26 protein-coding genes, 1 tRNA gene, 1 other RNA gene and 1 pseudogene are annotated in these 24,338 nt (G+C 63.8%); 17 read left to right on the forward strand and 12 right to left on the reverse strand.

Translation table 11 applies throughout. The features are described from left to right. Nucleotides 1-65 precede the first annotated feature (65 nt). Both P8Q88_RS13105 and rnpB read right to left on the reverse strand, forming a co-directional pair. Nucleotides 66-854: a TspO-related membrane protein gene (locus tag P8Q88_RS13105; RefSeq protein WP_278324277.1), complete on the reverse strand. Its 789-nt coding sequence runs from the start codon at nucleotides 852-854 to the stop codon at nucleotides 66-68. A gap of 52 nt (nucleotides 855-906) precedes the next feature. Beyond that, an RNA gene (gene rnpB, locus P8Q88_RS13110) (RNase P RNA component class A) lies at nucleotides 907-1,324 on the reverse strand. Nucleotides 1,325-1,481: 157 nt separating this feature from the next. Between rnpB and P8Q88_RS13115 the strand changes: the two genes are divergently transcribed. Continuing rightward, the gene (locus tag P8Q88_RS13115) at nucleotides 1,482-1,796 is read left to right on the forward strand and encodes a hypothetical protein (protein WP_278324278.1); all 315 of its coding nucleotides are present in this window, start codon (nucleotides 1,482-1,484) and stop codon (nucleotides 1,794-1,796) included. A gap of 15 nt (nucleotides 1,797-1,811) precedes the next feature. On the opposite strand, the gene P8Q88_RS13120 is transcribed toward P8Q88_RS13115, so the two are convergent. The 3 genes from P8Q88_RS13120 to P8Q88_RS13130 are packed head-to-tail and all read right to left on the reverse strand — an operon-like array spanning nucleotide 1,812 to nucleotide 3,599. Further along, entirely contained in the window at nucleotides 1,812-2,519 is a 708-nt protein-coding gene (locus tag P8Q88_RS13120; RefSeq protein ID WP_278324279.1) for an N-acetylmuramoyl-L-alanine amidase, read from the reverse strand. Beyond that, nucleotides 2,516-3,175, reverse strand: coding sequence for a histidine phosphotransferase family protein (locus tag P8Q88_RS13125; RefSeq protein ID WP_278324280.1), 660 nt, complete (start codon nucleotides 3,173-3,175; stop codon nucleotides 2,516-2,518). Before P8Q88_RS13125 ends, P8Q88_RS13120 begins: the two co-directional genes overlap by 4 nt. Nucleotides 3,176-3,209: 34 nt before the next feature. Further along, on the reverse strand, nucleotides 3,210-3,599 hold the full coding sequence (locus P8Q88_RS13130; RefSeq protein WP_278324281.1) for a M67 family metallopeptidase: 390 nt from the start codon (nucleotides 3,597-3,599) through the stop codon (nucleotides 3,210-3,212). 70 nt (nucleotides 3,600-3,669) lie between these two features. Between P8Q88_RS13130 and P8Q88_RS13135 the strand changes: the two are divergent. The 3 genes and pseudogenes from P8Q88_RS13135 to rpoH all read left to right on the forward strand — a co-directional run. Beyond that, nucleotides 3,670-3,813 (forward strand): annotated as a pseudogene (locus P8Q88_RS13135) (GIY-YIG nuclease family protein); the annotation flags it as partial. 147 nt (nucleotides 3,814-3,960) lie between these two features. Continuing rightward, nucleotides 3,961-4,890: an RluA family pseudouridine synthase gene (locus P8Q88_RS13140; RefSeq protein ID WP_446532570.1), complete on the forward strand. Its 930-nt coding sequence runs from the start codon at nucleotides 3,961-3,963 to the stop codon at nucleotides 4,888-4,890. Nucleotides 4,891-5,012: 122 nt separating this feature from the next. After that, complete coding sequence (gene rpoH / locus P8Q88_RS13145; protein ID WP_278324282.1) at nucleotides 5,013-5,918, forward strand: RNA polymerase sigma factor RpoH; 906 nt, start codon at nucleotides 5,013-5,015, stop codon at nucleotides 5,916-5,918. A 78-nt stretch (nucleotides 5,919-5,996) separates the two neighbouring features. On the opposite strand, the gene P8Q88_RS13150 is transcribed toward rpoH, so the two are convergent. Beyond that, nucleotides 5,997-7,316: an amidohydrolase gene (locus tag P8Q88_RS13150; RefSeq protein WP_278324283.1), complete on the reverse strand. Its 1,320-nt coding sequence runs from the start codon at nucleotides 7,314-7,316 to the stop codon at nucleotides 5,997-5,999. Between the two features lie 108 nt (nucleotides 7,317-7,424). Between P8Q88_RS13150 and mtgA the strand changes: the two genes are divergently transcribed. The 5 genes from mtgA to P8Q88_RS13175 all read left to right on the forward strand — a co-directional run bounded on the left by mtgA (nucleotide 7,425) and on the right by P8Q88_RS13175 (nucleotide 10,970). After that, the gene (mtgA, locus tag P8Q88_RS13155; RefSeq protein WP_278324284.1) at nucleotides 7,425-8,093 is read left to right on the forward strand and encodes a monofunctional biosynthetic peptidoglycan transglycosylase; all 669 of its coding nucleotides are present in this window, start codon (nucleotides 7,425-7,427) and stop codon (nucleotides 8,091-8,093) included. 6 nt (nucleotides 8,094-8,099) lie between these two features. Then, nucleotides 8,100-9,014, forward strand: coding sequence for a cation diffusion facilitator family transporter (locus tag P8Q88_RS13160; protein ID WP_278324285.1), 915 nt, complete (start codon nucleotides 8,100-8,102; stop codon nucleotides 9,012-9,014). Further along, the gene (locus P8Q88_RS13165; protein ID WP_278324286.1) at nucleotides 9,014-9,583 is read left to right on the forward strand and encodes a sigma-70 family RNA polymerase sigma factor; all 570 of its coding nucleotides are present in this window, start codon (nucleotides 9,014-9,016) and stop codon (nucleotides 9,581-9,583) included. Before P8Q88_RS13160 ends, P8Q88_RS13165 begins: the two co-directional genes overlap by 1 nt. Next, nucleotides 9,580-10,311: an anti-sigma factor gene (locus P8Q88_RS13170; protein WP_278324287.1), complete on the forward strand. Its 732-nt coding sequence runs from the start codon at nucleotides 9,580-9,582 to the stop codon at nucleotides 10,309-10,311. The genes P8Q88_RS13165 and P8Q88_RS13170 overlap by 4 nt, the downstream gene beginning before the upstream one ends. An 89-nt stretch (nucleotides 10,312-10,400) precedes the next feature. Then, nucleotides 10,401-10,970 carry a fasciclin domain-containing protein gene (locus tag P8Q88_RS13175; protein ID WP_278324288.1) on the forward strand — a complete coding sequence of 190 codons (570 nt, stop codon included), beginning with the start codon at nucleotides 10,401-10,403 and terminating at the stop codon, nucleotides 10,968-10,970. A gap of 100 nt (nucleotides 10,971-11,070) precedes the next feature. Here the strand turns inward: P8Q88_RS13175 and P8Q88_RS13180 are convergent, their stop codons facing one another. From P8Q88_RS13180 to P8Q88_RS13190, 3 genes are all read right to left on the reverse strand, one after another. Then, nucleotides 11,071-11,307: a hypothetical protein gene (locus tag P8Q88_RS13180; RefSeq protein WP_278324289.1), complete on the reverse strand. Its 237-nt coding sequence runs from the start codon at nucleotides 11,305-11,307 to the stop codon at nucleotides 11,071-11,073. A 92-nt stretch (nucleotides 11,308-11,399) separates the two neighbouring features. Further along, nucleotides 11,400-12,671, reverse strand: coding sequence for an ATP-dependent Clp protease ATP-binding subunit ClpX (clpX, locus tag P8Q88_RS13185; protein WP_278324290.1), 1,272 nt, complete (start codon nucleotides 12,669-12,671; stop codon nucleotides 11,400-11,402). Between the two features lie 188 nt (nucleotides 12,672-12,859). Then, nucleotides 12,860-13,555, reverse strand: a complete 696-nt coding sequence (locus P8Q88_RS13190; protein ID WP_278324291.1) for an ATP-dependent Clp protease proteolytic subunit — start codon at nucleotides 13,553-13,555, stop codon at nucleotides 12,860-12,862. Nucleotides 13,556-13,831: 276 nt separating this feature from the next. Here P8Q88_RS13190 and P8Q88_RS13195 point away from each other — a divergent pair, with 276 nt between their 5' ends. From P8Q88_RS13195 to P8Q88_RS13205, 3 genes are read left to right on the forward strand one after another with little or no spacing between them, the layout of a single operon-like run. Then, entirely contained in the window at nucleotides 13,832-15,922 is a 2,091-nt protein-coding gene (locus P8Q88_RS13195) for a TonB-dependent receptor plug domain-containing protein (protein ID WP_278324292.1), read from the forward strand. Between the two features lie 41 nt (nucleotides 15,923-15,963). Beyond that, on the forward strand, nucleotides 15,964-17,532 hold the full coding sequence (locus P8Q88_RS13200) for an amidase (protein ID WP_278324293.1): 1,569 nt from the start codon (nucleotides 15,964-15,966) through the stop codon (nucleotides 17,530-17,532). A 6-nt stretch (nucleotides 17,533-17,538) separates the two neighbouring features. Next, the gene (locus P8Q88_RS13205) at nucleotides 17,539-18,915 is read left to right on the forward strand and encodes a cation:proton antiporter (RefSeq protein ID WP_278324294.1); all 1,377 of its coding nucleotides are present in this window, start codon (nucleotides 17,539-17,541) and stop codon (nucleotides 18,913-18,915) included. Between the two features lie 83 nt (nucleotides 18,916-18,998). Here P8Q88_RS13205 and tig read toward each other — a convergent pair whose 3' ends face one another. Beyond that, nucleotides 18,999-20,579, reverse strand: a complete 1,581-nt coding sequence (gene tig, locus P8Q88_RS13210) for a trigger factor (RefSeq protein WP_278324295.1) — start codon at nucleotides 20,577-20,579, stop codon at nucleotides 18,999-19,001. A gap of 60 nt (nucleotides 20,580-20,639) precedes the next feature. Beyond that, nucleotides 20,640-20,724, reverse strand: a tRNA-Leu gene (locus tag P8Q88_RS13215). A gap of 149 nt (nucleotides 20,725-20,873) precedes the next feature. Between P8Q88_RS13215 and P8Q88_RS13220 the strand changes: the two genes are divergently transcribed. Genes P8Q88_RS13220 through P8Q88_RS13230 form a run of 3 tightly spaced genes read left to right on the forward strand, consistent with a single transcriptional unit; the run spans nucleotide 20,874 to nucleotide 21,664 of the window. Continuing rightward, entirely contained in the window at nucleotides 20,874-21,131 is a 258-nt protein-coding gene (locus tag P8Q88_RS13220; RefSeq protein WP_278324296.1) for a hypothetical protein, read from the forward strand. Nucleotides 21,132-21,143: 12 nt separating this feature from the next. Next, nucleotides 21,144-21,323, forward strand: coding sequence for a hypothetical protein (locus P8Q88_RS13225; RefSeq protein WP_278324297.1), 180 nt, complete (start codon nucleotides 21,144-21,146; stop codon nucleotides 21,321-21,323). Between the two features lie 56 nt (nucleotides 21,324-21,379). Beyond that, on the forward strand, nucleotides 21,380-21,664 hold the full coding sequence (locus P8Q88_RS13230) for a DUF3297 family protein (protein ID WP_278324298.1): 285 nt from the start codon (nucleotides 21,380-21,382) through the stop codon (nucleotides 21,662-21,664). On the opposite strand, the gene P8Q88_RS13235 is transcribed toward P8Q88_RS13230, so the two are convergent. Continuing rightward, on the reverse strand, nucleotides 21,665-22,264 hold the full coding sequence (locus P8Q88_RS13235; protein WP_278324299.1) for a CHAP domain-containing protein: 600 nt from the start codon (nucleotides 22,262-22,264) through the stop codon (nucleotides 21,665-21,667). 121 nt (nucleotides 22,265-22,385) lie between these two features. Here P8Q88_RS13235 and der point away from each other — a divergent pair, with 121 nt between their 5' ends. Beyond that, entirely contained in the window at nucleotides 22,386-23,834 is a 1,449-nt protein-coding gene (gene der, locus P8Q88_RS13240; RefSeq protein WP_278324300.1) for a ribosome biogenesis GTPase Der, read from the forward strand. Beyond that, nucleotides 23,834-24,325, forward strand: coding sequence for a DUF2721 domain-containing protein (locus tag P8Q88_RS13245; protein WP_278324301.1), 492 nt, complete (start codon nucleotides 23,834-23,836; stop codon nucleotides 24,323-24,325). The genes der and P8Q88_RS13245 overlap by 1 nt, the downstream gene beginning before the upstream one ends. The last annotated feature ends 13 nt before the right edge of the window (nucleotides 24,326-24,338 follow it).

Consider the following 24,338-nt stretch of genomic DNA (forward strand, 5'->3'; position numbering starts at 1 on the left):
CCCTCTTCAAAACTGTCGTTGCGCGCCGTTTTCGCGTTTCGGCAGCGATTGTCCAGAGTGAAGGTTCAGCCTAGCCACCGCTTCCTGTTCGCGGGATCGCGCAGCCCCGATGCGGCGGCAGTCACGACGAGAAGCGCCGAGATGGCGCAAGCGATGGCGATCGCACCGCTTTCCTGCCCGCCGCGATTGTAGATGCCCCATAAGGCCCAGAGAAAAACGACTGCGTACCAGGGGTTGCCCGCACTGCGCAGCACGGCAAACGCGGCGATCACGCCCCCGGTCGCGACGATGGCGGCGGCAAGCAGCGGCCAGGTCTCTCCTGCCCCAACACCGTGAAAGCGGAGCGCGGCCGTGATGTTCACGATGGTTGCCGCCGTGAGCCATGCCGCGAGTGCGCCGAACGTGACGCCGACAAGGAAGCGCTCCCAGCCGGTCATCAGCCGGTACCATTTCGTCAGGATGCGCAGGATCGCCAGCAGACTGATCAGCGAGACCGCGATGATGAGCACCGAAATCCAGGTGAGGTCGGCGAACTGCGTGTAGATTGCCCAGATTCCCTGTGTGCCCAGAGCAATGACGGCATACCAACCGATCCGGTCGAGGAGGTCATTGTCCGCCTGCTTCGGCAGCAGCTGCCAGAGCGCGAAGCCCGCCGAGAGCAGGAACAGGGGGCCCCAGATTGCAAAGGCCCAGCCGATGGGCGTCACCAGCGTGCGAACGCTGTCCGACTGGTCGCCGATGGGTTCGCCATAGCCGAACTGGGGAAGGAAGGTCGATCCGATCTGGAGGACAATCGCAAGGACGATTGCCAGCCGCTGGGCGATGCTGCGACGAATGGTGGTGTGTAGCGTCATGCCGCCTCAACCCGCGGGTCCGCGCGGCGTTCCGCGGTTGCCGGCGAGGTCGAGTACCAGGGGGCCTGTAAGCCGGGTTCTGTATCGCGGCCGGTTTGCCAATAGGCACCTGCGCCGCGATGGCAGCCATTCGTCTAGGTCCTGAATTGCTTCAGGACTCCAGCAGCCAACCCGGGCGGGCGATGCGAAACGCACCTGCCCTCTTGCGAGAGCGCGCCGCCCCTATTCGGCCTTGCTCCGGGTGGGGTTTGCCATGCGGACCGCGTTGCCGAAGCCCCGGTGCGCTCTTACCGCACCCTTTCACCCTTGCCTGATCCTCCGAAGAGGCCATCGGCGGTATGCTCTCTGTGGCACTTTCCCTGTGGTTGCCCACGGCGGGCGTTACCCGCCACCCTCGTTTCGTGGAGCCCGGACTTTCCTCGACACCAACCCCGAATAGAGATTGGCGGCGCGGCTGCCCGGCCCCCTGGCGCTGGCGGAGATAGGAGCAAAGCATGCGTTCGCCAAGCACTGCAAAGCAGAAGGTCATCGCGCGCCCATCCCATTCATGTGGGGTAAGGCTTGACGTGGTTAGTCTGCTCACCGCGCCGCCGGGGATCGAGGCGCATCAGGGAAGGGTTCGCAATCATGAAACTGCATATTCTGATCAGTGCACTGGCGCTCGGCGCCGTGACAGCCACGCCGACGGCCGCCCTTGCCGACGATCCCAACGATCCGGCCATGAAATCGCGTGCGGCTCGCGAACGCGACGCGGCCGAAATCCGGCGTCTCAATCTGGAGCAGCTCCGCCACGTGCAGGAGCGCGATGCGCGGTATGCCGAGGGCTGGAAAGCTACGCGCGAATACCCTGCCGCACGGCGCGAATACGAAGCGGCGATGGCCGAATGGAGGCGCGCAGTGCGCCTTTGTCGCGAAGGTCGCTACGAGTATTGCGCGCGCTGAGGGTGCCTGGCGCGCCTATCTGTGCGCACCTCGGTCCCGGTCCAGCAGCAGTTGGAACAGGATCGCCCGGACTTCGCCGTCGACTTCGCCATCGATCTTGTGCGGGCGCCAGCGGCGCTGAAACGCTTCCACCGCCTTACGGCCGTCGGTAATGTCGTAGCCGAAGCGTTCGAGCGCGAGGTAGAAGGCGCCGTCATTGTCGAACGGATCGCCGAGTTCAATTTTCGGAGTCGGCAGGCAAAGTCCGTATTCGGCGAGACGCTCCCAGGGGAACAATTCGCCCGGGTCGATCTTGCGCTGCGGGGCGACATCCGAATGACCGAGCACGTTTGCGCGCGGAATGTCATGCGTTTTCATGATCCGCGAGAGCAGCGGGACAAGCGCTTCGAACTGCGCTTCGCTGAAGTCGCGATAGCCGTGCAGATGGCCGGGGTGGTCCAGTTCGATCCCGATGCTGACGGAATTGATGTCCTTGTGCCCGCGCCAGTAGGAAACGCCCGCGTGCCAGGCACGTTTTTCTTCCGGGACGAGGCGCGTCACCGTGCCATCCTCGGCAATCAGGTAATGCGCGCTGACCTTGGCCTCGGGGTCGCACATGCGCGCGATCGCGTTCTCGGGGCCGAGCATCTCGGTATAATGGAGCACGACGATCTCAATCGGCACGGTGCGCTCGTCGAAATTTGGCGACAGGCGCTCGGCGTGGACCAGTTCGTCCCTGCTCACCCGATCAGGCCCTCGCCCTGGGGAAGGACCGCGCCCAGCACTAGCGCTTCGTCGGAGCGGTGATACTGTAGGCCGCCACCGCTCTGCTCGGCGAGCAGCGCGATCATGTGCGCCGCCGCGGTGCGGCTAGACAACTCCGACCGGTCGAGACTGCCGTCGAGCGCCTTGCCGATGGTTTCGTCGAAAGCGATCTTCGGTCCCGCAGCGCGAACCACGATCTCGCTTGCCCCGTCGCGCACTTCGGCGCCGATGTCCAGCGTGCCGCCGCGCACCAGCGCGTCGATCGCGATCTGCGCAAAGTTGAGCAGGACCTTGACCGCCGGTTTGCCCAGCGATGGATCGGCCAGGGCCCAATTGATGGTGATGTTCGGCTTGTCCGCCACCAGCGCCTGGATCAGTGCTTTGGGCTCTTCCACATCGACCCGGTCGCCGAACCCGCCCGCTGCGCCGAAGGCCAGGCGGAAAAATTTGAGCTTGGTGGTCGAAATCGTCGCGCTCTGTTCCAGCAGTTGCATGACGTTGGCACGCATTTCCGGATCGGTCTCAAGCGCGAGCAATTCAAGGCCGTTGGAAAGCGCGCCGACTGGGCTGAGCATGTCATGGCACAGCCGCGAGCACAGCATGGCGGCGAGGTCGATCGATTGGCGGTCGTCCATTGGGATCCCGGTAACTAAAAATTGAGGATGTCTCTTAGCGAGGCGTCGCCACATAGGGAAGCGCGTCGAACCCTGCATCCCCCGAACGCCAGAAGGTGACTCGGCCCGCCGCGACGATGGCCCAGACCATCCCGTCGCCGGCTGCCATTGCGGTATCGGTGGCGGACGGCTCGGCCCGGCCATTGGGGTGGGAGTGGTAATAGCCGATGACCTGCGGCCCGCCCTCGCGTGCTTCGCGGTGCGCATCGATCAAAGCTTGCGGGTCGATCTCGAAATGGACTGCAGGGTCGGGATGGACGTTGGGGGCGGGGAGGATGGCACCGATGCGCTCGCTTTCGCCGAGGAGGATGCCGCAGCATTCGATCGGATGCGCTGCCTCAGCCTCGGCGAGCAACTGGTCCGCGACATCTTGCAATACTACCAAGTCCGTTCGCCCTGAGCTTGTCGAAGGGCCGCACTTCACTTAGGCGCAACCGATGCCGTTCTGGGCCTACATGCTACATTGTCGTGGCGGCGCTTTCTACACCGGACACACGGAAGATTTGGAGTATCGGCTCGCGCAGCACCAAGTTGGAGCGCTCAGGGGCTTTACCAGTCAGCGATTGCCCGTCGAGCTGGTCTGGTCCGAGGAATTTCCAACCCGTGACGAGGCATTGGAGGCGGAACGCAGATTGAAAGGCTGGTCGCGAGCCAAGAAGATGGCGCTTATCCGCGGCGATTGGGAGAGGATATCGCGCTTGGCAAAAAAGAAGGACGGCCCTTCGACAAGCTCAGGGCAAACGGATATTCTGGATGGAAGCGTCCTTTCCACCGGCCGCCTGGACAAGGCGCTGGCCGAGGCGAGCGGATTGTCGCGCGAGCGGGTGAAAGGGCTGGTCGCCGACGGCGCTGTGGAACTGGACGGAAAGCCGGCAACCAGCGGGTCCGCCAAGGTCGAGCCCGGTGCGCGTTTCACCATCGCCCTCCCACCGCCGGAGCCGCTGGCCGCAGAGGCTCAGGACATCCCGCTCGACATCGTGTTTGAGGACGATGACCTTCTGGTCGTGAACAAGCCGGCCGGGATGGTCGTCCACCCCGCGGCGGGCAATCCGGACGGGACGCTGGTCAATGCCCTACTCCACCACTGCGCGGGGCGGCTGTCCGGCATCAACGGCGTCGCGCGGCCCGGGATCGTCCACCGGATCGACAAGGATACGTCGGGCCTGCTGGTCGTCGCCAAGTCCGATGCCGCGCATGAGGGGTTGGCGAAGCAGTTCGCCGACCATTCGATTTCGCGGCGCTATCTTGCCGTCTGCGCGGGCCATCCGAACCCTGCGGAGGGCTCCATAAGGGGCCGCATCGGCCGTTCCGACAAGGATCGCAAGAAGATGGCCGTGCTCCCCGATGATGCCACGCGCGGCAAGCATGCCGTCACGCATTACCAGACGAAGCAGCGCCTCGACCACGCCGCGCTGATCGAATGTCGCCTCGAAACCGGTAGAACCCACCAGGTTCGCGTTCACTGTGCGTCAATCGGTCATCCGCTATTGGGAGACCCTGTCTACGGTCGCACTCCCAAGCCGCTCCGCGCGACGCTTCAGCAGCTGCAATTCGCCCGCCAGGCGCTCCACGCAGCCAGCCTCGGATTCATTCATCCTATCAGCGGCGAAAGCTTGGATTTCTGCGCCGAATTGCCGCGCGACATGCGGGAACTCATCGACGAAACCGCACGTTGAAATCGATGAAAAGCAACACCGCTGCGGGCAATATCTGCTATAAGTAACTTCAGTGGCCCGAGAGCCGAATGCCCATCAGGGGTTCGGCGCGCGAGGTCGACGCAAGAAAGGTCAGGGTTTAAGTGAGCAATACCAAAGCATTGAGCGTCCCGGCGCTCGGCGGTGAGCAGAGCCTCAACCGCTATCTCTCCGAAATCAAGAAATTCCCCGTGCTGACGCAAGAGCAGGAATACATGCTCGCGAAGCGCTACGAGGAACACGAAGACAGCGAAGCTGCGGCGCAGCTCGTCACGTCGCACCTGCGGCTCGTGGCAAAGATCGCCATGGGCTATCGCGGCTACGGCCTGCCTGTCTCGGATCTCATTTCCGAGGGCAACGTCGGCCTGATGCAGGGCGTGAAGAAATTCGAGGCCGATCGCGGTTTCCGCCTTGCGACCTATGCCATGTGGTGGATCAAGGCGAGCATTCAGGAATATATCCTGCGCTCGTGGAGCCTCGTGAAAATGGGCACCACCGCCGCGCAGAAGAAGCTGTTCTTCAACCTGCGCCGGATGAAGAAGAACCTCGACGCCTACGAGGACACGGATCTGCATCCGGACGATGTGGCGAAGATCGCGACCGACCTCGGCGTGCCCGAGCAGGAGGTGGTCAACATGAACCGCCGCATGCTGATGGGCGGTGACGGATCGCTCAACGTGCCGATGCGCAATGGCGAGGACGGCAGCGGCGAGTGGATGGACTGGCTGAAGGATGACGGCCCGCTCCAGGACGAGCTCGTTGCCGACGCACAGGAAAGCGAAGTGCGCCACGACATGCTGGTCGAGGCGATGGACAGCCTCAACGAGCGCGAGAAGCACATCCTTACCGAGCGTCGCCTGACGGAAAACCCGCAGACGCTGGAAGAACTGAGCCAGGTCTACAGCGTCAGCCGCGAACGCATCCGCCAGATCGAAGTACGCGCGTTCGAAAAGCTGCAGAAGGCAATGAAGGCGATCGCGGGCGAAAGGCTGCTGCCCGGCGTGGCCTGATCAGTACCTGCACGGACGCAAAAAGGGCCGCCCTTCCCTCGGGAAGTGGCGGCCCTCTTTTTTCCGATGGTGCTTTGGTCAGCTCCCCGCCAGATCCAGCACCGCAGCCACCATCGCCCGAGTACCCAGCGTCACGCTTTCGCGCGGCGCGATCTTGAACAGGGGGGAATGGTGCGACGGAACGGCGGGGCCGCCATTGGCCTCGGCCTCGAACGCCTCGGGCGGCGTGCCGCCGACGGCGAAGTAATAGCCCGGCACGCCGAGGTCCTCGGCCACGAAATAGGAGAAGTCCTCCGCCCCCATGCCGCGCTGCTCGAAGGGCTCGAAACCCTCCTCGCCGAAAGTCGTGCGCATCACACCGTTCAGGCGGCGGGCGAGTGCGGGGTCGTTATACGTGACCGGGGTGCCTTCGCTCACCGTGACCTTCACCGGCAGCTCGTCCGGCAGGCCGTGGGCCTTGCCTATGCCGACCGCCACCCGCTCGATCGCGGCGAGCAATTGCGCGCGCGTCTCCTCGTCGTTCGCGCGCACGGTCAGTTGCAGGTCGGCGCGTTCGGAGATGATGTTGTGCTTCGTACCCGCCTGGAATGCGCCGACCGTGATGACGGCCGGGGACAGCGGCTCGATCTCGCGGCTGACGATCGACTGCAGCGCGGTGACGATCTGCGAGGCGATATAGACCGGGTCACGGCCCATATGCGGACTCGCACCATGCGCGCCGACGCCGGGGACCATGATGTCGACCGAATCGGCGCTCGAATACTGGATGCCCTCGGCCGCCGACACCTTGCCCGTCGGCAGGATCGAAGCGACGTGGAAAGCCAGCGCATAATCGGGCTGGCCGAACCGGTCGTAAAGCCCGTCCTCGAGCATCGCCTTGGCCCCGCCGACGCGTTCTTCGGCTGGCTGAACCACGAACATCAGTGTGCCTGACCAGTCGTCCTTCATTGCCACAAGCCGTCGCGCAGTGCCGACCATCGACGTGATGTGCACGTCGTGGCCGCAGGCATGCATCACCGGATAGGTTTCGCCATCGGGCGCAACCTGCGTAGCGGTGGAGGCGTAGTCGAGGCCGGAGCGCTCCTTCACCGGCAAGCCATCCATGTCGGCACGCAGCATGATCAGCGGGCCATCTCCATTCTTCAGCATGCCGACTACGCCCGTGCCGCCTACATTTTCGGTGACCTCCAGCCCGGCGTTGCGCAATTCGGCAGCCATACGCTTTGCCGTTTCGGTTTCGAGGAAGGACAATTCGGGATTGCGGTGGAAATGCACGAAGAGGTCTTCGAGGTGGCTGTCGTAATCCGTTGCCACGGCTGCCTCGATTTGCGCCGGATCAGCCAGCGCCGGCGTACTCCCCATGGCGGCCAATGCGGCGGCAAGTGCAAGATTTCGCATCTGTAGTCCCCTTCACCCTTCGTTGTGCAGGACAAAAAGCACGCGCCGGTGCCCGCCGCAAGCGCGTTGCGATTGCCAGCCTCGGTCCCGCCCGTTAGCAGGGGCCGGATGCGCTGGTTCGTCCGCTTTATTTTCAAGGCCCTCCTTGGCTTTTTCGTGCTCAGCCTGGGCCTTGTGCTGCTGTTCAAATTCGTACCGGTTCCCCTCACCGCGACGATGGCCATGGATGCCAATGGCATCACCAAGGACTGGACCAGCCTGTCGAATGTGGATCGCAACATGGTCCGCGCCGTGATCGCTGCGGAAGACGGCAAGTTCTGCCAGCATGATGGTTTCGACCGCGAGGCAATCGAAGAAGCGATCGAACAGAATGCGCGCGGGGGCCGGATCAGGGGCGGTTCCACCATCAGCCAGCAGACTGCGAAGAACGTTTTCCTGTGGCAGGATGGCGGCTATTTCCGCAAGGGGCTGGAGGCCTATTTCACCCTGCTTATCGAGCAGATCTGGGGCAAGCGGCGGATCATGGAGGTTTATCTGAACGTCGCGGAAACCGGTATCGGGACATATGGCGTCGAAGCCGGCGCGCGGCGCTATTTCGGCAAGTCTGCCGCCTCGCTTACCCCGCTGGAGGCTGCGCGCATGGCCGCTGCCCTGCCGCTGCCCAAGGAACGCTCGGTCACGAACCCACGCGGCTGGCTCGCCCGGCACGGCAATACGCTGGCCGCACGGATCGGCGTCGTAAGGCGTGACGGGCTCGATAGCTGCGTCTATCCGTAGACTGTCATGGGCGTCGGCCATTCCCATACCCACGATCACGCCCACACCGGGGAGCATGGGCATGCTCCGGCCGATTTCGGTCGCGCCTTCCTGATCGGGATTGTCCTCAATACCGGCTTCGTCATCGTGGAAGCCGTTTATGGCTGGCTGTCCGGTTCGATGGCGCTGATCGCAGATGCGGGGCACAATCTGTCGGACGTGCTGGCGCTCATGCTCGCCTGGGGGGCGAGTGTGGCAGCGAAGAAGGCGCCGACCGACCGCTTCACCTATGGGTACAAGAGCTCGACCATCCTCGCCGCCCTCGCTAATGCGGCCTTGCTGCTGGTGGCGATCGGCGCGATCCTGTTCGAGACCATCCACAGGATCGCAGAGCCGGCGCCCGTGGCCGGCAAGACGATGGCGATTGTCGCTGGTATCGGGATCGTCATCAATGCGGGCACGGCTGCGCTGTTCCTGCGCGGCCAGAACGATATCAATATCCGCGGCGCCTTCCTGCACATGGCGGCAGATGCGCTGGTCAGCCTCGGCGTGGTGATCGCGGGCCTCGCCATTCTGTGGACCGGACAGGTGTGGATCGATCCGGCGGTCAGCCTGCTGATTGTCCTGGTAATCGCCTGGGGCACTTGGGGACTGCTGAAGGACAGTGTTGCAATGAGCCTGCTTGCCGTGCCCAAGGGAATTTCCGAACGCGACGTGCGTGAGTACCTGGCCGGGCTGGAGGGCGTGGCGGGGGTCCATGATCTTCACATCTGGCCGATGAGCACGACCGAGACTGCCCTTACGGCTCATCTGGTCATGCCGAATGGCCATCCGGGCGACGGCTTTTTGGGCGACATCGCCCATGAGCTGGAGCACCATCACCGGATCGGCCATGCGACGATCCAGATCGAACGCTCCCCCCACTGCTACGGCGGCTGCTGATGCGCCGGGCGAGCCAGGCCTCCCGCGACCGGCTGAAAGCCGCCATGCGACGGCTTGCCGGCGGCGACCGCGCGGCCCTGGAAGAGGTTTACCGGGCAACCTCGGCGAAACTATTCGGCATCTGCCTCCGTATCTTGAAAGACGAAAAGGAAGCAGAGGACGCTTTGCAGGACGTGTACCTGACCTTGTGGCGACGGGCCGGCCGCTACGATCCAGACCGCGCGAGCCCGATCTCTTGGCTCGCCACCTTCGCGCGCAACCGCGCGGTCGACCGCTTGCGCACGGGGAAAGTCCGCCGCGGTGCAGTACCCGAAAGCGAGGCCGCGCCGCTTCCGGATTCCGATCCTCTGGCAGAAGACTTGCTGATCGACGCAGAGCGTGACGCACGCGTGCACGGCTGCCTCGAAAGCCTGGATGATACGCCGCGCGAAGCGATCCGCAGCGCCTTTTTCGAAGGGCTCACCTATGCGGAACTGGCAAAGCGGGACGAGGTGCCGCTGGGAACGATGAAGAGCTGGATCAGGCGCGGGCTCGCCCGCCTGAAGGCTTGCATGGAGGCTGGCGTATGAGCGACGACAAGCGCCCCGACGCCGTGCTGGCTGCAGAATACGCTCTCGGCCTGCTCGAAGGCGAGGACCTGCTGGCCGCCCGTGCCCGCGAGGGCCATGACCCCGCTTTCGCAGCCGAGGTTGCGCAATGGCAGGACCGCCTTGCCCCGCTCGCCGACGAGATCAATCCGCGCATGCCGCGCGCAGAGGTCTGGCAAAGGATCGAGGCCGCGCTGGCGGAGGATGGCGGTGACGGAGAGGTCGTCGCGCTGCGCCGCAAGCTGCACCGCTGGCAATGGATTGGCGGTGCAAGCGCCGCTGCCGCCGTGGCGCTGGCGGTCTTCGCTTTCATGCCCGGAGCACCGCCAACCGCGCCGGATGGCAACATCGCGAATTTGCCTGCCACGACGCAGTCGCCACTCGCGGCCAATATGCCGATAGAAGGGACGCCCCTGCGGCTAGACCTCACCTATCTGCCCGATACGCATGATTTGCTCGTCACCGCCGTCGGATTGAGTGCCGATGGAGTGCATGATCACGAAATCTGGCTGGTGCCGGATCAGGGCGAACTGATCTCGTTGGGCGTCGTCACGCCGGGCGTAGTGCGCTCCCACGAGGTGCCGGAGCCTGCTGCGCAAGCAATCGCGAGCGGATCGCGCCTTTTGCTCACTCGCGAGCCGCTGGGTGGGAAACCGGCCGATGCGGATGCTGGTCCCGTCGTGGCGGAGGCACGCTTCAACGCTATCTGAGGCGTTTTTCTTCGCTAGCCGCATCCGCACGCCGGATGGGTCCGTAACTCCTATGCAAGCTGGACGGGGCTTGGGAATAGGAGAAAACGATGACCATTTCGAAGAAACTCAAGGCCGCCGCCCTCGCATCGATTGCCGCGACCGGGGCATTCGCGCTCACCGCGACCAGCCCGGCGTTGGCCGACCATCACGGGATGAAGGCGGAGAAGGCCCAGCCCAACATCGTCGAGGCCGCACAGGGCACCGGCGTCCACACCACGCTGGTCGCAGCCGTCCAGGCCGCCGATCTGGTCGATACGTTGACGAGCCCGGGACCCTTTACTGTCTTCGCACCGACCGACGATGCCTTCGCGGCTTTGCCCGCCGGCACGGTCGAAACCTTGCTCCAGCCGGAGAACAAGGGCCAGCTGACGAATGTCCTCACTTATCACGTGGTGTCCGGTCGCATACCGGCGGCGCGGTTGACTCAGGCCATCCGCCAGGCGGGCGGGACCTATGAATTCGAAACCGTGGCGGGCGAAACCCTGAGCGCGAGCTTCGACGGACATACGATCGTGGTCACCGACGGTGCGGGCCGGACCAGCAAGGTCACGCAGGCCGACGTGAAGACGACGAATGGCGTGATCCACGTGACCGACGGGGTATTTCTCCCCGGATAAGGAGCTTCCCCCGGCGTCGTGGCTGCCACCCCATCGCGGCACGACGCCACAACGACCCCGCCCGGCGCTCTCGACAGGCCGGGCGGGGCTTTTTGTTTCTTCAATGGCTGAACCACGGCCGCAACCTGGTTCTCAGCACCCGTACGAGTTCTGGATCCATGAAACGGAATTTGTCGAGGATGCCCAACACAACGATCTGCGTCGTTTTCAGCGCGGAACGGTGATCCCTCTCAATCTTTCGCCGATGCACCACTTCCATCGCGAAAATCAGGTCTGCCCACTCGACGAGTCCGTTGGTCACTTGCTGCTCGGCATCCTTCTGTGTCCCGGCCGACATGACCGAGATACCCGGGTATTCCGAGAATAGATGCTCCGCCGTCGGACTGCGCAGCCGGTTTCGGCTGCAGACGAGCAGGAATTTTCGCTGCCTCAGGCAGCCTCTTCCTTGTCGCTGCCCTTCTTGCCGCCGTGGACCTGCACCGGTTCCTTGCGACCATCGACGACGTCCTTGTCGATCACGATCTCCGTGACACCTTCCATGTCCGGAAGGTCGAACATCGTGTCGAGCAGAATGCCTTCGACGATCGAGCGCAGACCGCGCGCACCCGTCTTGCGCTTGATCGCCTTTTCGGCGATTTCGCGCAGCGCCTCGTCCTTGAAGGTCAGCTCGACATCCTCGAGCTCGAACAGCTTGCTGTACTGCTTGACGATGGCGTTCTTCGGCTCGGTCAGGATCGTGACCAGCGCATCGACATCAAGGTCGTTAAGCGTGGCGATCACCGGCAGGCGGCCGACGAATTCGGGGATCAGGCCGAACTTGAGCAGGTCTTCCGGCTCGCTCTTCTCGAGCAGCTCGCCAACGCGACGCTTGTCCGGATCGGCGACATGCGCGCCAAAGCCGATGCTGCGCTTCTGCAGGCGGTCGGCGATGATCTTGTCGAGGCCGGCAAAGGCACCGCCGCAGATGAACAGGATGTTCGTCGTGTCGACCTGCAGGAATTCCTGCTGCGGATGCTTGCGGCCACCCTGCGGCGGGACGGAGGCGGTGGTGCCTTCCATCAGCTTGAGCAGCGCCTGCTGCACGCCCTCGCCCGACACGTCGCGGGTGATGGAGGGGTTTTCCGCCTTGCGCGTGATCTTGTCGATCTCGTCGATATAGACGATGCCGTGCTGCGCCTTCTCGACATTGTAGTCGCTGGCCTGGAGCAGCTTGAGGATGATGTTCTCCACATCCTCGCCCACGTAACCGGCTTCGGTCAGCGTGGTGGCGTCGGCCATGGTGAAAGGCACGTCGAAGGTGCGCGCCAGCGTCTGGGCAAGCAGCGTCTTGCCGGTACCGGTCGGACCGACCAGCAGGATGTTCGACTTCGCGAGCTCGACATCGCCGGACTTGCCGCTGTGCTTCAACCGCTTGTAGTGGTTGTGCACCGCGACCGAAAGTACGCGCTTGGCGCGGTCCTGGCCGATCACGTAATCGTTCAGCGTCTGGAAGATTTCGGACGGCGTCGGAACGTCGCCTTCCTTCTTGCCGGTGAGGCCGGCCTTGGTTTCCTCGCGAATGATGTCGTTGCACAGCTCGACACATTCGTCGCAGATGAACACGGTCGGACCTGCGATGAGCTTCCTCACCTCGTGCTGCGACTTGCCGCAGAAGCTGCAGTACAGCGTGCTCTTGCTATCGGTTCCGCTCAACTTGGTCATATCCTAATCGTCTTCCCCGGCCCCAGTCGGAAGACTCGCGACTGTAGGGGACATGGGGGCTGGGTCAATATCGTTACGTAGGATCTCCCCCTTGCCACAAGCTGAAGCGGCAGGGTTGCTCAAATCCTACAATGCCATACGCCCGATCCCGCGCAGGCTGCTCCTGCCCGCGAGATCGGTCGCAAGGCTTATTCCGGCGCGCCGCCCGAACCTTCGGCTTCGGCCTCGCCGTTTTCAGGACGGGTTTCGAAGACCTTGTCGACAATGCCGAATTTCATCGCTTCCTCGGCTTCGAGGAAGGTGTCGCGATCCATAGCCTTCTCGATGTCCGAGAGGCTCTGGCCGGTGTATTTCACGTAAAGATCGTTCATCCGCTTGCGGATGCGCAGGATTTCGCGTGCCTGGATCTCGATATCCGATGCCATGCCGCGCGCGCCGCCCGAAGGCTGGTGAACCATGATCCGAGCATTCGGCAAGGCGATTCGCATGCCCGGCTCGCCTGCGGCCAGCAGGAAACTGCCCATCGAGGCCGCCTGGCCGACGCATACGGTGCTGACGCGCGGCTTGATGTACTGCATGGTGTCATGGATGCCCATGCCGGCCGTCACCACGCCGCCGGGCGAGTTGATGTACATGCTGATCGGCTTCGACGGATTTTCGCTTTCGAGGAACAGCAGCTGCGCAATGATGAGCGATGCCATGCCGTCTTCTACCTGCCCGGTCACGAACACGATGCGTTCGCGCAGCAGGCGGCTGAAAATGTCGAAACTGCGTTCGCCGCGGCTGGTCTGCTCGACCACCACCGGCACCAGCGCGCCGGTCGCCGGCTCGCGCGTGAACTGGCCTTGGGTGGAGTAGGCGTCGCCGCCGAACAGGTCGATCATGAATGTTCCTCTTTATCGATCAATCGGGCGCCTATGTCGCGATAGAGCTGCGAATGTTCAAGGGCTTTAACCTTGCTCCGGCAGCAGCGCGGAGAAACCGTTCGCGGACCAATGGGTTGCGAAGTGAAATCCATGTTGCTCGTCGGGCCGCAAATGCCGTTAGGCGGATGCGCGACCCGATTTGTCGGTCCGCGTGTTGTCATTATCGAGACTGCCTGTTCTTGTCGGTTACATTCGTAGACGTCAGCCCTCGAAACCGAGGGGAACCAAACCTTTATGCGCATCAGTGCCACATCCACCGCCGCGCTTGCTGCCGCCCTGGCGATGACCGCTGCACCTGCTCTGGCCGCCAATCCCGACGACGCATCGACGCCGGCCGGCGAAACCGATGCGCCGACCGAGGGTGCGCAAGTCTTCGAGCCCGCCTATTTCGAGCGCTACGCGCCCCGGAATGCGCTCGACATGGTGGTCCAGATCCCCGGCTTCACGATCGACAGCGGAGACAACCAGTCGCGCGGACTGGGCCAGGCAACCGCCAACGTGCTGGTCAACGGACAGCGATTTTCGAGCAAGTCCGACAGTGTGCGCGACCAGCTCAGCCGCATCCCGTCGAGCGATGTGGTGCGGATCGAAATCGTCGAGGGGGCCACGCTCGACATACCCGGCCTGAGCGGACAGGTCGCCAACATCATTGTCGCGACGACCGGTGCCTCAGGTCAGTTTCGCTGGACTACGGGGTTCAGGCCCTACAACACCGAGGCGCAGCTGTACGGCGGCGAGGCTTCGCTGACCGGCTCGAGCGGCAAGCTGGATTACACGGTTTCCATCAGCAACGAAAACAACCGGTTCGGTTCTGACGGTCCGATCGTCATCACCGATGGGGCCGGGGCGTTGATCGAAACGCAGGATACGAAATTCTCCGGCAAGTTCGACAATCCGACGCTGGCGACGAATTTCACGTACAAGCCGTCCGACGACACCATTGCCAAGCTCAATCTGCGCTATGGCGAGGACTTCTTTGCCCGCGACGAATTCGAGTTCGCTACGGTCGTGGCGGGCCCTGATCGGGACCGCAGGATCGTCACCCGCGAGGATGGCCCCGAATACGAGATCGGCGGCGACATCGAATTCCCGTTCGGCCCCGGCAAGCTCAAGCTCATCGGCCTGGAACGCTTCGAGCGCGACAATTTCTCCACCACCCTGGTCGACACCCTGTCAGACGGCTCTCCCGACCAGGGTTCGCGCTTCGAGCAGATCAATGGCGAAGGCGAGCGCATCGGCCGCTTCGAATACAATTGGAACATGTGGAAGGCGGACTGGCAGCTTTCCGGTGAAGCGGCATTCAACCGGCTGGATCGCAAGTCATCGATCGCGGTGCTTGACGATGACGGCATATTCGTGCCGATCCCCTTCCCCGCCGGCAATGGTGGCGTCACCGAGGATCGCTATGAAGGGATTCTCAGCATCACCAAGCAGCTGACGCCGAAACTGTCGCTTCAGGCATCGGCTGGCGGCGAATATTCCAAGATCCAGCAGACCGGTTCGGCGGCGAATTCGCGCAGCTTCCAGCGGCCCAAGGGAGCGATCTCGCTGGCCTGGAAACCGGCCAGCGACTTCGACATGTCGATCGAGATACGCCGCCGCGTGGGCCAGCTCAGCTTCGGCAATTTCCTGGCAAGCGTGAACCTCGACAACGACAACGAGAATGGCGGAAACAACGAGCTTGTCCCCGACCAGAGCTGGAACATAGATGCGGAGCTCAACAAGAGTTTCGGCCCATGGGGGTCGGCCAAGCTGCAGGTTCGCCAGGCCTGGTTCGAGGATTTCGTCGATTTCTTCCCACTTGCCAACGGCGGCGAAGCGCGCGGCAATATCGGCGATGCGAAGCGCCTGCATATCGAGCTTTCGGGACAGGTGAAATTCGACCCGATCGGCTGGAATGGCGCGCAGCTCAATTTTGCGGCGGTTCAGCGCTGGATGGATATCACCGACCCGTTCACGGGCGAAAACCGGGCTTTTTCCTTCGATCTCAACAACCGCCTCGAAGCGGATTTCCGTCATGACATCCCCAACACCAGCTGGGCTTACGGCGCGGGCCTGTTCACCTTCGATCCGGTCGAATACTCCCGTCGGTTCGAGATCGGCCGCTACTGGGAAGGGCCGAGCTTCCTCGACCTTTTCGTCGAGCACAAGGATATCCTGGGCATGACGGGCACGCTGCGCGTTGCGAATGTTCTCGGCGCCCGTGATCGCGGGTTCCGCACGGTCTTCGACGGATCGCGCCCCGATGGCGAGGTACTTTTCACCGAGGTCCAGGACAGGCGTATCGGGCCCATCGTGCGATTTACCCTCAGCGGAAATTTCTGAGCACGCTTGCATAAGCCGCGCGCGCTGGCAGTGTGCGCGGCATGAAGCACATTCTCGCAGGTTTCGCCCTCCTCGCCACGACCACCCCGCTCGCTGCGCAGGACGATCCTAGCAGCTCCCTTCCGGTGGTGACCATCACGCCGCCTGCCCCGCTTCCCGGCATCGAACCTCCGCAAGACGAGGCCGAGCGACGCACGCTCATCTATGCCATGCGCGCGCAGAACCTCGATCGCGGGCCTAACGGCCTCAACTCCATCATCGCCTTTGCCCCTGATATCACAGCCCAGACACGGGCCGCACGGGCCGGCGAAACGCTCCTCGCCGGCCGTCCGGTGCTGGTGAAGGACAATATCGAAACACGCGAATTGCCGACCACTGCCGGCAGCCTCGCCCTTGCCGACCGGATGACCGGACGCGACGCGCCGCTGATCGCGCGGCTGCGCGCGGCGGGCGGGGTGATGATGGGCAAGACGAACCTGTCCGAATGGGCCAATATCCGCGACGACAATTCGACCAGCGGATGGAGCGCGGTGGGCGGCCTGACTCGCAACCCGCACGCTATCGATCGCAACACCTGCGGTTCCTCCTCGGGCAGCGGCGCTGCGGTCGCGGCAGGATTTGCCTGGGCCGCTATCGGCACGGAAACCGATGGCTCGATCACCTGCCCTGCCAGCATCAACGGCATCGTCGGCTTCAAGCCCACGGTCGGCATGGTCAGCCGCACGCATGTCGTGCCGATCAGCGCGTCGCAAGACACTGCCGGGCCGATGGCGCGCAGCGTCCCTGACGCCGCCCTCCTGCTGGAAGCGATCGCGGGAAGCGACCCGGCCGACCCGGCAACGGCCGAAGCCGACGCGCGCAAGACGCGCTTTACGCAAGGCCTGCGCGAGGCCTCGCTGCAAGGCGTGCGCATAGGCGTTCTGGTCAACCAGATCGGCAGTCGTGAGGACGTGCGCAGCCTGTTCGAAGCGGCGCTCGACGACATGCGCGTGGCCGGGGCCGAATTGGTCGAGATCGAGTACGAACCGCAAGGCGCGATGTACGATGCCGAGCTGACCGTGCTGCTCTACGAATTGCGCGAAGGGATGGATGCCTACCTCGCATCGCGTCCGGATACGGGCGGCCCGCGCAGTCTCGCCGATGTGGTCGCGTTCAACGAGGCGAATACCGAGGCCGAGATGCGCTGGTTCGGCCAGTCCCTGTTCCGGCAGGCGCTGGAGACCACCGATACGGCCGCCTATGAAGAAGCGCGCGCCACCTCGCTGCGGCTGGCGGGCGAAGAAGGCATCGACCGCCTCCTGCGAGAGAACGACGTGAGCCTGCTGGTCGTCCCGACGCGCGGACCAGCTTGGGTCAGCGACCTGGTCAATGGAGACAATTTCAACGGTAGTATCGGCGCGGGCTCACTGGCGGCCATTGCCGGCTACCCGCATCTCACCGTGCCGATGGGCGCAGTCGAGCGGCTGCCGGTGGGGATCAGCTTCATGGGCGCCAAATGGCAGGACCACGCGGTGCTCCGCGCAGGAGCAGCCTACGAGCGCGTGCGGAGTGCCGAGGTTCCCCAGCCTTCCTTCCAGCCATGGGAACCATTGACCGCGCAGAACGACTGATAGGCCATGGAGCTCGACCCGCGCATCGTGATGTTCGTCATCTTCGGCGTCGGGTTGACGCTCGCGGTCTCGCTGGAGCGCTGGCTTGCCAAATTCTGGCTGTCGCTGCCCATCGTTTACGTCGCGGCCGGATTTCTCTTCTGGTCGCTTCCGCTCGACTTGCCGAACATCAATCCCACCTATGACGGGTTCGACGCTCTCGCCCTGGAGTATGTCACCGAGTTCATCGTGATCGTTTCGCTCATGGCCGCCGGGATCGCGATCGATCGGCCGGTCAGCTGGATCAACTGGCGACAGATCTGGCCGCTGCTGGTGGTCGCCATGCCACTGACCATCGCCGCCGTCGCCTTTCTTGGCTGGTGGGCACTTGGTCTTGCGCCGGCGTCCGCTGTTCTGCTGGGCGCCGCGCTGGCACCGACCGATCCCGTCCTCGCCCGCAGCGTGCAGGTGGGGCCGCCCGGCGAAAACAAGCGACACGATGTCCGCTTCAGCCTGACCGTGGAGGCGGGTCTCAACGATGGCCTGGCCTTCCCCTTCACCTACCTCGCGATTGCGGCGGTCGGCATGACGGCGCTCGGCACATGGACGCTCGAATGGTTCGCGCTCGACCTCGTCTGGCGCATCCTTGCCGGCTGCGTGGTCGGATGGGCCGTTGGCCGCGCGGGTGCCTGGTATGTGTTCGAGCGCGAGGCGGATGCACCCATGGATGAGGTCGAGAAGGGCGACGAGGAAACCGAAAGCGCCGATGCGCCGAAATATTCGACCAGCGAAGGGCTTATCGTGCTCGGCACGCTCCTGCTCGCCTATGGTTGCGCGGAGCTTATCGAAGGCTATGGCTTCATCGCGGTCTTCGTGGGTGCAGTGACGGCACGGCAACGCGAGAATCGCAGCCGCTATCACAAAATCAGCCACCACTTCATCGACCAGATCGAGCAGATCGTGCTGGTCGGCGTGCTCTTCGGCTTCGGCGCGATGCTGGCGAGCGGCGTTCTCGACGCCTTGACCTGGCCTGCCGCGCTGATCTGCCTGGCGCTCGTGTTCGTGATCCGCCCGCTATCCGGGCTGCTCGCGGAATCGCGCTCTCATCTGCCGCTCGTAGGGAAGTTCGCCATCGCTTTTCTCGGCGTGAGAGGCATGGGGTCGATCTACTACCTCGCCTATGGCCAGAACAGTGCGACCTTCCTGCAGATCGACCTGCTTTGGGCCTGCGTGAGCTTTGCCATCCTCGTCAGCATTTTGGTGCACGGCATAGTTTCGGGTCCTCTCATCCGCCATGTCGAGCACCGGCGCGCTCATATCCATTCCGGGCAGGATGAAGAGATGCTGGCGCACACACCAGACGGGCGGCCGATCGCCATCGAGGTGCCCGACAAGCCATGTTGACCTCTGTCACCGGCCTTTGATTGCCCAGCAAAAAGGGCGGCCGGACCGAAATCCGCCGCCCTTCCTGATTCGATGCCGGACGCCTACTTCTTGGCGGCGGTCTTCTTTGCCGGTGTCTTCTTGGCAGCGGGCTTCTTTGCGTCAGCCTTCTTTGCAGGCGCCTTTTTTGCGGCCGGCTTCTTGTCGTCCGCTTTCTTGGCTGCCGGCTTTTTCGCTGCCGTCTTCTTGTCCGAAGCCTTCTTGTCGGACTTCGCGTCGTCATTCTTGGCAGCGGCCTTTTTGGCCGGCGCCTTCTTCGTTGCCGGGGCCTTCTTCTTCGGCTTTTCCTCGGCAGTTTCATCGGCCTCGATCGCGGCTTCGAGTTCCTCGCGCGTCACTTCGCGGTCGGTGATCTCGGCCTTGTCGAACAGAAAGTCGACGACCTTGTCCTCATAGAGCGGGGCACGCAGCTGGGCGGCGGCCATCGGCTCGGTGCGGACGTACTCGATGAACCGCTCGCGGTCTTCGGCGCGGTACTGCTGGGCAGCCTGCTGGATCAGCATCTGCATCTCGTTGGCATTGACCTCGACGCCGTTGGCCTGGCCGATTTCCGACAGCAGCAGGCCGAGGCGCACACGGCGCTCTGCGATGTTGCGATAATCGTCCTTTTCGTCCTCGATTTCCTTCAGCATCGCTTCGGGATCTTCCGAACGGGCCGCTTCCTGCTGCAGCTGGGTCCAGATCTGGTCGAATTCCGCATCGACCATGCCCTGCGGCACGGCGAAGTCGTGGCCTGCGGCGAGCTTGTCGAGCAACTGGCGCTTCATCTGCGTGCGCGTGAGGCCGGCAGTTTCCTGCTCCAGCTGGCCGCGGACCAGTTCCTTCAGCTTGTCGACGCTGTCGAGACCGAGGTTCTTGGCGAACTCGTCGTCGACCTTGGTGTCGGCCGGGACCTTTACCTGCTGCACGGTGACGTCGAATTCCGCGTCCTTGCCCGCGAGATGGTCGGCGGGATAGTCCGCCGGGAAGGTCACCGTGATGGTCTTCTTGTCGCCCGTCTTCACGCCGGCAAGCTGCTCTTCGAAGCCGGAAATGAACTGACCCGATCCGATCACCAGCGGCGTGTTTTCCGCCTTGCCGCCTTCGAATTCGGTTCCGTCGACGCGACCGACGAAATCGATGATCAGCTGGTCGCCCTCGCCAGCCTTCTTGGTCTTGGCAGCGTCCTTGTAGCTCTTGTTCTGGTCCGCGATGCGTTGGACGGCTTCGTCCACCGCCTCGTCCTTCACCGGGACCGTCAGGCGCTCCAGCTTGAGGTCCTTGATTTCGGGCGCCTCGATTTCCGGCAGGATTTCGAGTTCGACGGTCAGGGTCGCGTCCTTGCCCTCTTCATAGCCCTCGCCGATCTCGACCTTGGGCTGCATCGCCGGGCGCAGCTTGTTGTCCGCCATCACTTTGTCGACCGATTCGCGGATCATGTCGTTCACCGCCTGCGCGTGAAGCTGTTCGCCGTGCATCTTGCGCACGAGGTTCGCCGGCACCTTGCCCGGGCGGAAGCCCGGCATGCGCACCTGGGGGGCGATCTTCTTCACTTCGCTGCCGACGCGCGCGTCGATGTCCTTTGCCGGGATGGTGACGGCATAGGCGCGCTTCAGGCCTTCATTGGCGGTTTCTTTGATCTGCATGGTTGAAACTCGTGACTTTCGAATGCGATGTGGTGCGAGGATCTCCGCGCGCGGCGTCACTGGTGCGGGCGAAGGGACTCGAACCCCCACATCTTTCGATACTGGTACCTAAAACCAGCGCGTCTACCAGTTCCGCCACGCCCGCTGACCCGAACGAAGCTGCGCGAAAGGGCGAACCCTTCACGTGTAGGCGCGTGCCTCTAGAGGGATGCGGCGACAAGCGCAAGCGCGGCGACGGGCGGGGGAACACGCGGGTGCGACAAGCCGTTGCTAGTGGTGAAAGGAGCCATCTGCATGGCCGACTACGAAACCCCGCGCGTTCCGCCCACCACGCCGCCGACGATCAATCCCGACGTGACTCCCAAACCCGCTGCCGAGATGGAAGCCGATGGAGAGGCGGAAGGCGAAACGCTGGATCATCGCGACACGCCGGACGAAATCGACGTCGAAACCGAGAAGGCTCTCCAGCCTGCGATGGATGGCGGGCGCGACGGCAAGGGCGAACAGGCGCTGGACGCGGGATCTGCCGCGACAATGCTTCCGCCCGATTGAAGGAGAATTGCGATGGCCACCCAGCCCGACCCCCAGCCCGACCGGATTGATCCGGGCGCACCTCCCGAAATGCCACCCGGCAGCCCGCCAAACGAGGCGCCGATGGAAGAACCGCCGGGCGTCGATCCGGCCCAGCCCGATTACGACGAGCCATCGCCCAGCCCGCTCGAAACGCCGCCCCCTCCCGATTGATTATCGCGCCGGATTGATCTTGCGGCACGGGCCGCGGCGCATTATCGGCCCGCGTCATGAGCGAAGATACCAAATCCGACACCCCGCCCGACCGCCTCTCGGTCAATCCCAAGAGCGATCACTTCCAGATGGAAGCCTTGCAGCGCGGCGTCGGCATTCGGTTCAAGGGCAAGCAGCGCACCGATATCGAGGAATATTCGATTTCCGAAGGCTGGGTGCGCGTTCAGGCCGGAAAGACGGTCGATCGCAAGGGCAACCCGCTTACCCTCAAGCTCAATGGCCCGGTCGAGGCATGGTACGAGGATCTGGGCGAAAACCCGCCCATCGCCAAGGCCGGCTGATCAGCGAAGATCGGCAAAGGCGCTGAGGAAGCGCTTCGACGTGGTCTTGCGGACCGGGTCTTCGGCCCGCGCAACATGCGTCGGCGTTTCGGTGGCGCGATCGGCATAAATGAAGCCGTCCACCGGCCATGCTGTCTTCCCCAGCCCGCCGAGCGGCGTGTACCACACCTGCACCTCGCTCCAGTCGTTCGATGCCGACACATCGACCGCAAGGACGTCCTTTTCGACCTGGCCGCGCCGGCCGTTGATCGGCGACCAGTTCGCGTGGTCGAGCAAAACGCGGCGCCCGTCGATCACCTTGCTGACTGCGGCGACATGGCCGAGGCGCATGTTGCGGTGCGGCCGGAATGCCATCACCGCACCGACGCGCGGGGCCTTGCCGATGGCGTACCGCCCCTGCGCCTGCTCCCACCAGGTGTGCGCATCGCCATAGATCTGGATGCCGCTGACCTTGCGGGCATAGGGCACGCACTGAAGATAGGGCGACAATTCGCCTCGCGCCGCTTCGGGGGAGCTGTCGACCCGGAAGTCCCGCGTCTCGTCGGCCGCTGCCGGAGCGGCAATGGCAACCAAGGCGATGGCAAGAAGAGCATGTCTCATGGCGGCATGGGCTATGCCGTTAACCTTACGGCGCGCCTGCCCGACATGGTTAATGCGAATTAACCGGCCGATGCAGAGCCGCTTGCAATAGGACCGGCGAAGGGCCACTTGGCGCGCCATCATGCGCGTTTCCCCATCCAAGCCCACGGTGATCATCATCGGCCGTCCGAATGTCGGCAAGTCGACGCTATTCAACCGGCTCGTCGGCAAGCGGCTCGCGCTGGTCGACGACCAGCCCGGCGTCACGCGCGACCGGCGGTTCGGCGATGCGGTGATCGCGGGCCTCGAATTCCAGGTGGTCGATACCGCCGGCTGGGAAGACGAGGATGCCGAAAGCCTGCCCGGGCGCATGCGCAAGCAGACCGAGGTGAGCCTCGAGGGGGCGGACGCCGCGATGTTCGTATTCGATTCGCGCGCCGGCCTGACCCCGCTGGACGAGGAAATTGCCCGCTGGCTGCGCAGCCAGGAGGTCCCCGTGGTGCTCGTCGCCAACAAGGCGGAGGGGAGCCAGGGCGACGCCGGCATCTATGAAAGTTTCGCGCTCGGCTTCGGCGAACCGGCTGCGGTCAGCGCCGAGCATGGCGAAGGCATTGCGGACCTGTTCGATCACCTGTGGCCGATCATCGGTGCCAAGGCCGAAGCCGCGGAGATCGAGGCGGAAATCGACGAGGAGGACGAGGAAGCGCTGCTCGCAGGGCCACTCAAGCTCGCCATCGTCGGGCGGCCCAATGCCGGCAAGTCGACGCTCATCAACCGCCTGCTGGGCGAGGATCGTCTGCTGACCGGCCCCGAAGCGGGGATCACGCGCGATTCGATCGCAGTCGATTGGGAATGGACCCATCCCAAGACCGGCGAGACGCGCGAGATTCGCCTGATCGATACTGCCGGCATGCGCAAGAAGGCGCAGGTGATCGACAAGCTGGAAAAGCTCTCGGTCGCCGATGCCCGCCGCGCAGTCGATTTTGCCGAAGTCGTGGTGCTGCTGCTCGATGCGACTCGCGGGCTCGAATCGCAGGATCTCAAGATCGCCAATCTCGTGCTCGAGGAAGGCCGCGCGCTGATGATCGCGATCAACAAGTGGGACGTTGCCGGGCAAGGCGGGTCGGAAGACGCCAGTAGCCTGTTCAACGGCATTCGCGGCGCGCTCGACGAAGGGCTGGCGCAGGTGCGCGGCGTGCCGCTGTTCGCGGTCAGCGCGAAGACCGGCAAGGGTCTCGACCAGATGCTCGGCGCGGCTTTCGAGCTGCGCGAGGCATGGAGCCGCCGGGTGCCGACTGCGGCGCTCAACCGCTGGTTCGACGATGCGCTGGAAGCAAATCCCCCGCCCGCCCCCGGCGGCAGGCGGATCAAGCTTCGCTACATTACGCAGGCCAGCATCCGACCGCCGCGCTTCGTGGTGTTCGGCACGCGGCTCGACGATCTGCCGAAGAGCTACGAGCGCTATCTGATCAACGGCATCCGCAACAAGCTGGGCTTCGAAGCGGTGCCGGTGCGCGTGGTGCTGAAGAGCCCGAAGAACCCATACAACGCCAACAAGGGCGGGGGCGGCAATTACAGCGGAGAGCGCTGATGCTGCTCGATATGCTAGCCAGCCTGCCCGGCCTCGAATTGCTTGAACGGACCAGTTCGACTCTGCGCGTGCAGAACGTCGTACAGCTCAGCCTTGCGCCTGCCTTCCTGCTCGCCGGGATCGGCGCGATCATGAACGTGATGACCAACCGGCTCATCTGGGTGGCCAACAAGATCGAGAAAATCATGGCGGCGGATGAGGACGGCCGGGCCGGTGTGCTGGTCGATGAATTGCCGGCGCTGGAGAAGCGCCGTCAGTATGCGCAACGCGCGGTGATGCTCAGCACGGCCTCGGCCCTCACGATCAGCATCGTGATCGTCCTGCTGTTCGTCAGCGCCTTCGTCACTGCGCCGATGGGCACGCTGGTCGCCTTTGCCTGGATCGTCACCATGGGCTTCCTGGTCGCAGGGCTCGGCGCGTTCCTCATGGAAACGCGCACCGCCGCCCGGCGCAATCGCGAGCGGATGAAACGGCACATTCGCGGCGATTGAGGGCTAACGCACG

It is taken from the genome of Qipengyuania marincola (genome assembly GCF_029688625.1).
Classification (GTDB): domain Bacteria; phylum Pseudomonadota; class Alphaproteobacteria; order Sphingomonadales; family Sphingomonadaceae; genus Qipengyuania.

Bases quoted from the DNA above. Each gene is read 5' to 3' on its own strand.
- P8Q88_RS13235 (WP_278324299.1), bottom strand. From the start codon at position 22,264: ATGAGACATGCTCTTCTTGCCATCGCCTTGGTTGCCATTGCCGCTCCG.
- P8Q88_RS13115 (WP_278324278.1), top strand. From the start codon at position 1,482: ATGAAACTGCATATTCTGATCAGTGCACTGGCGCTCGGCGCCGTGACA.
- P8Q88_RS13125 (WP_278324280.1), bottom strand. From the start codon at position 3,175: ATGGACGACCGCCAATCGATCGACCTCGCCGCCATGCTGTGCTCGCGG.
- P8Q88_RS13200 (WP_278324293.1), top strand. From the start codon at position 15,964: ATGAAGCACATTCTCGCAGGTTTCGCCCTCCTCGCCACGACCACCCCG.
- der (WP_278324300.1), top strand. From the start codon at position 22,386: ATGCGCGTTTCCCCATCCAAGCCCACGGTGATCATCATCGGCCGTCCG.
- P8Q88_RS13170 (WP_278324287.1), top strand. From the start codon at position 9,580: ATGAGCGACGACAAGCGCCCCGACGCCGTGCTGGCTGCAGAATACGCT.
- P8Q88_RS13160 (WP_278324285.1), top strand. From the start codon at position 8,100: ATGGGCGTCGGCCATTCCCATACCCACGATCACGCCCACACCGGGGAG.
- P8Q88_RS13220 (WP_278324296.1), top strand. From the start codon at position 20,874: ATGGCCGACTACGAAACCCCGCGCGTTCCGCCCACCACGCCGCCGACG.
- P8Q88_RS13245 (WP_278324301.1), top strand. From the start codon at position 23,834: ATGCTGCTCGATATGCTAGCCAGCCTGCCCGGCCTCGAATTGCTTGAA.
- P8Q88_RS13205 (WP_278324294.1), top strand. From the start codon at position 17,539: ATGGAGCTCGACCCGCGCATCGTGATGTTCGTCATCTTCGGCGTCGGG.
- P8Q88_RS13190 (WP_278324291.1), bottom strand. From the start codon at position 13,555: ATGATCGACCTGTTCGGCGGCGACGCCTACTCCACCCAAGGCCAGTTC.
- P8Q88_RS13165 (WP_278324286.1), top strand. From the start codon at position 9,014: ATGCGCCGGGCGAGCCAGGCCTCCCGCGACCGGCTGAAAGCCGCCATG.
- P8Q88_RS13225 (WP_278324297.1), top strand. From the start codon at position 21,144: ATGGCCACCCAGCCCGACCCCCAGCCCGACCGGATTGATCCGGGCGCA.
- P8Q88_RS13180 (WP_278324289.1), bottom strand. From the start codon at position 11,307: ATGTCGGCCGGGACACAGAAGGATGCCGAGCAGCAAGTGACCAACGGA.
- P8Q88_RS13105 (WP_278324277.1), bottom strand. From the start codon at position 854: ATGACGCTACACACCACCATTCGTCGCAGCATCGCCCAGCGGCTGGCA.
- P8Q88_RS13230 (WP_278324298.1), top strand. From the start codon at position 21,380: ATGAGCGAAGATACCAAATCCGACACCCCGCCCGACCGCCTCTCGGTC.
- clpX (WP_278324290.1), bottom strand. From the start codon at position 12,671: ATGACCAAGTTGAGCGGAACCGATAGCAAGAGCACGCTGTACTGCAGC.
- mtgA (WP_278324284.1), top strand. From the start codon at position 7,425: ATGCGCTGGTTCGTCCGCTTTATTTTCAAGGCCCTCCTTGGCTTTTTC.
- tig (WP_278324295.1), bottom strand. From the start codon at position 20,579: ATGCAGATCAAAGAAACCGCCAATGAAGGCCTGAAGCGCGCCTATGCC.
- P8Q88_RS13175 (WP_278324288.1), top strand. From the start codon at position 10,401: ATGACCATTTCGAAGAAACTCAAGGCCGCCGCCCTCGCATCGATTGCC.
- P8Q88_RS13150 (WP_278324283.1), bottom strand. From the start codon at position 7,316: ATGCGAAATCTTGCACTTGCCGCCGCATTGGCCGCCATGGGGAGTACG.
- P8Q88_RS13195 (WP_278324292.1), top strand. From the start codon at position 13,832: ATGCGCATCAGTGCCACATCCACCGCCGCGCTTGCTGCCGCCCTGGCG.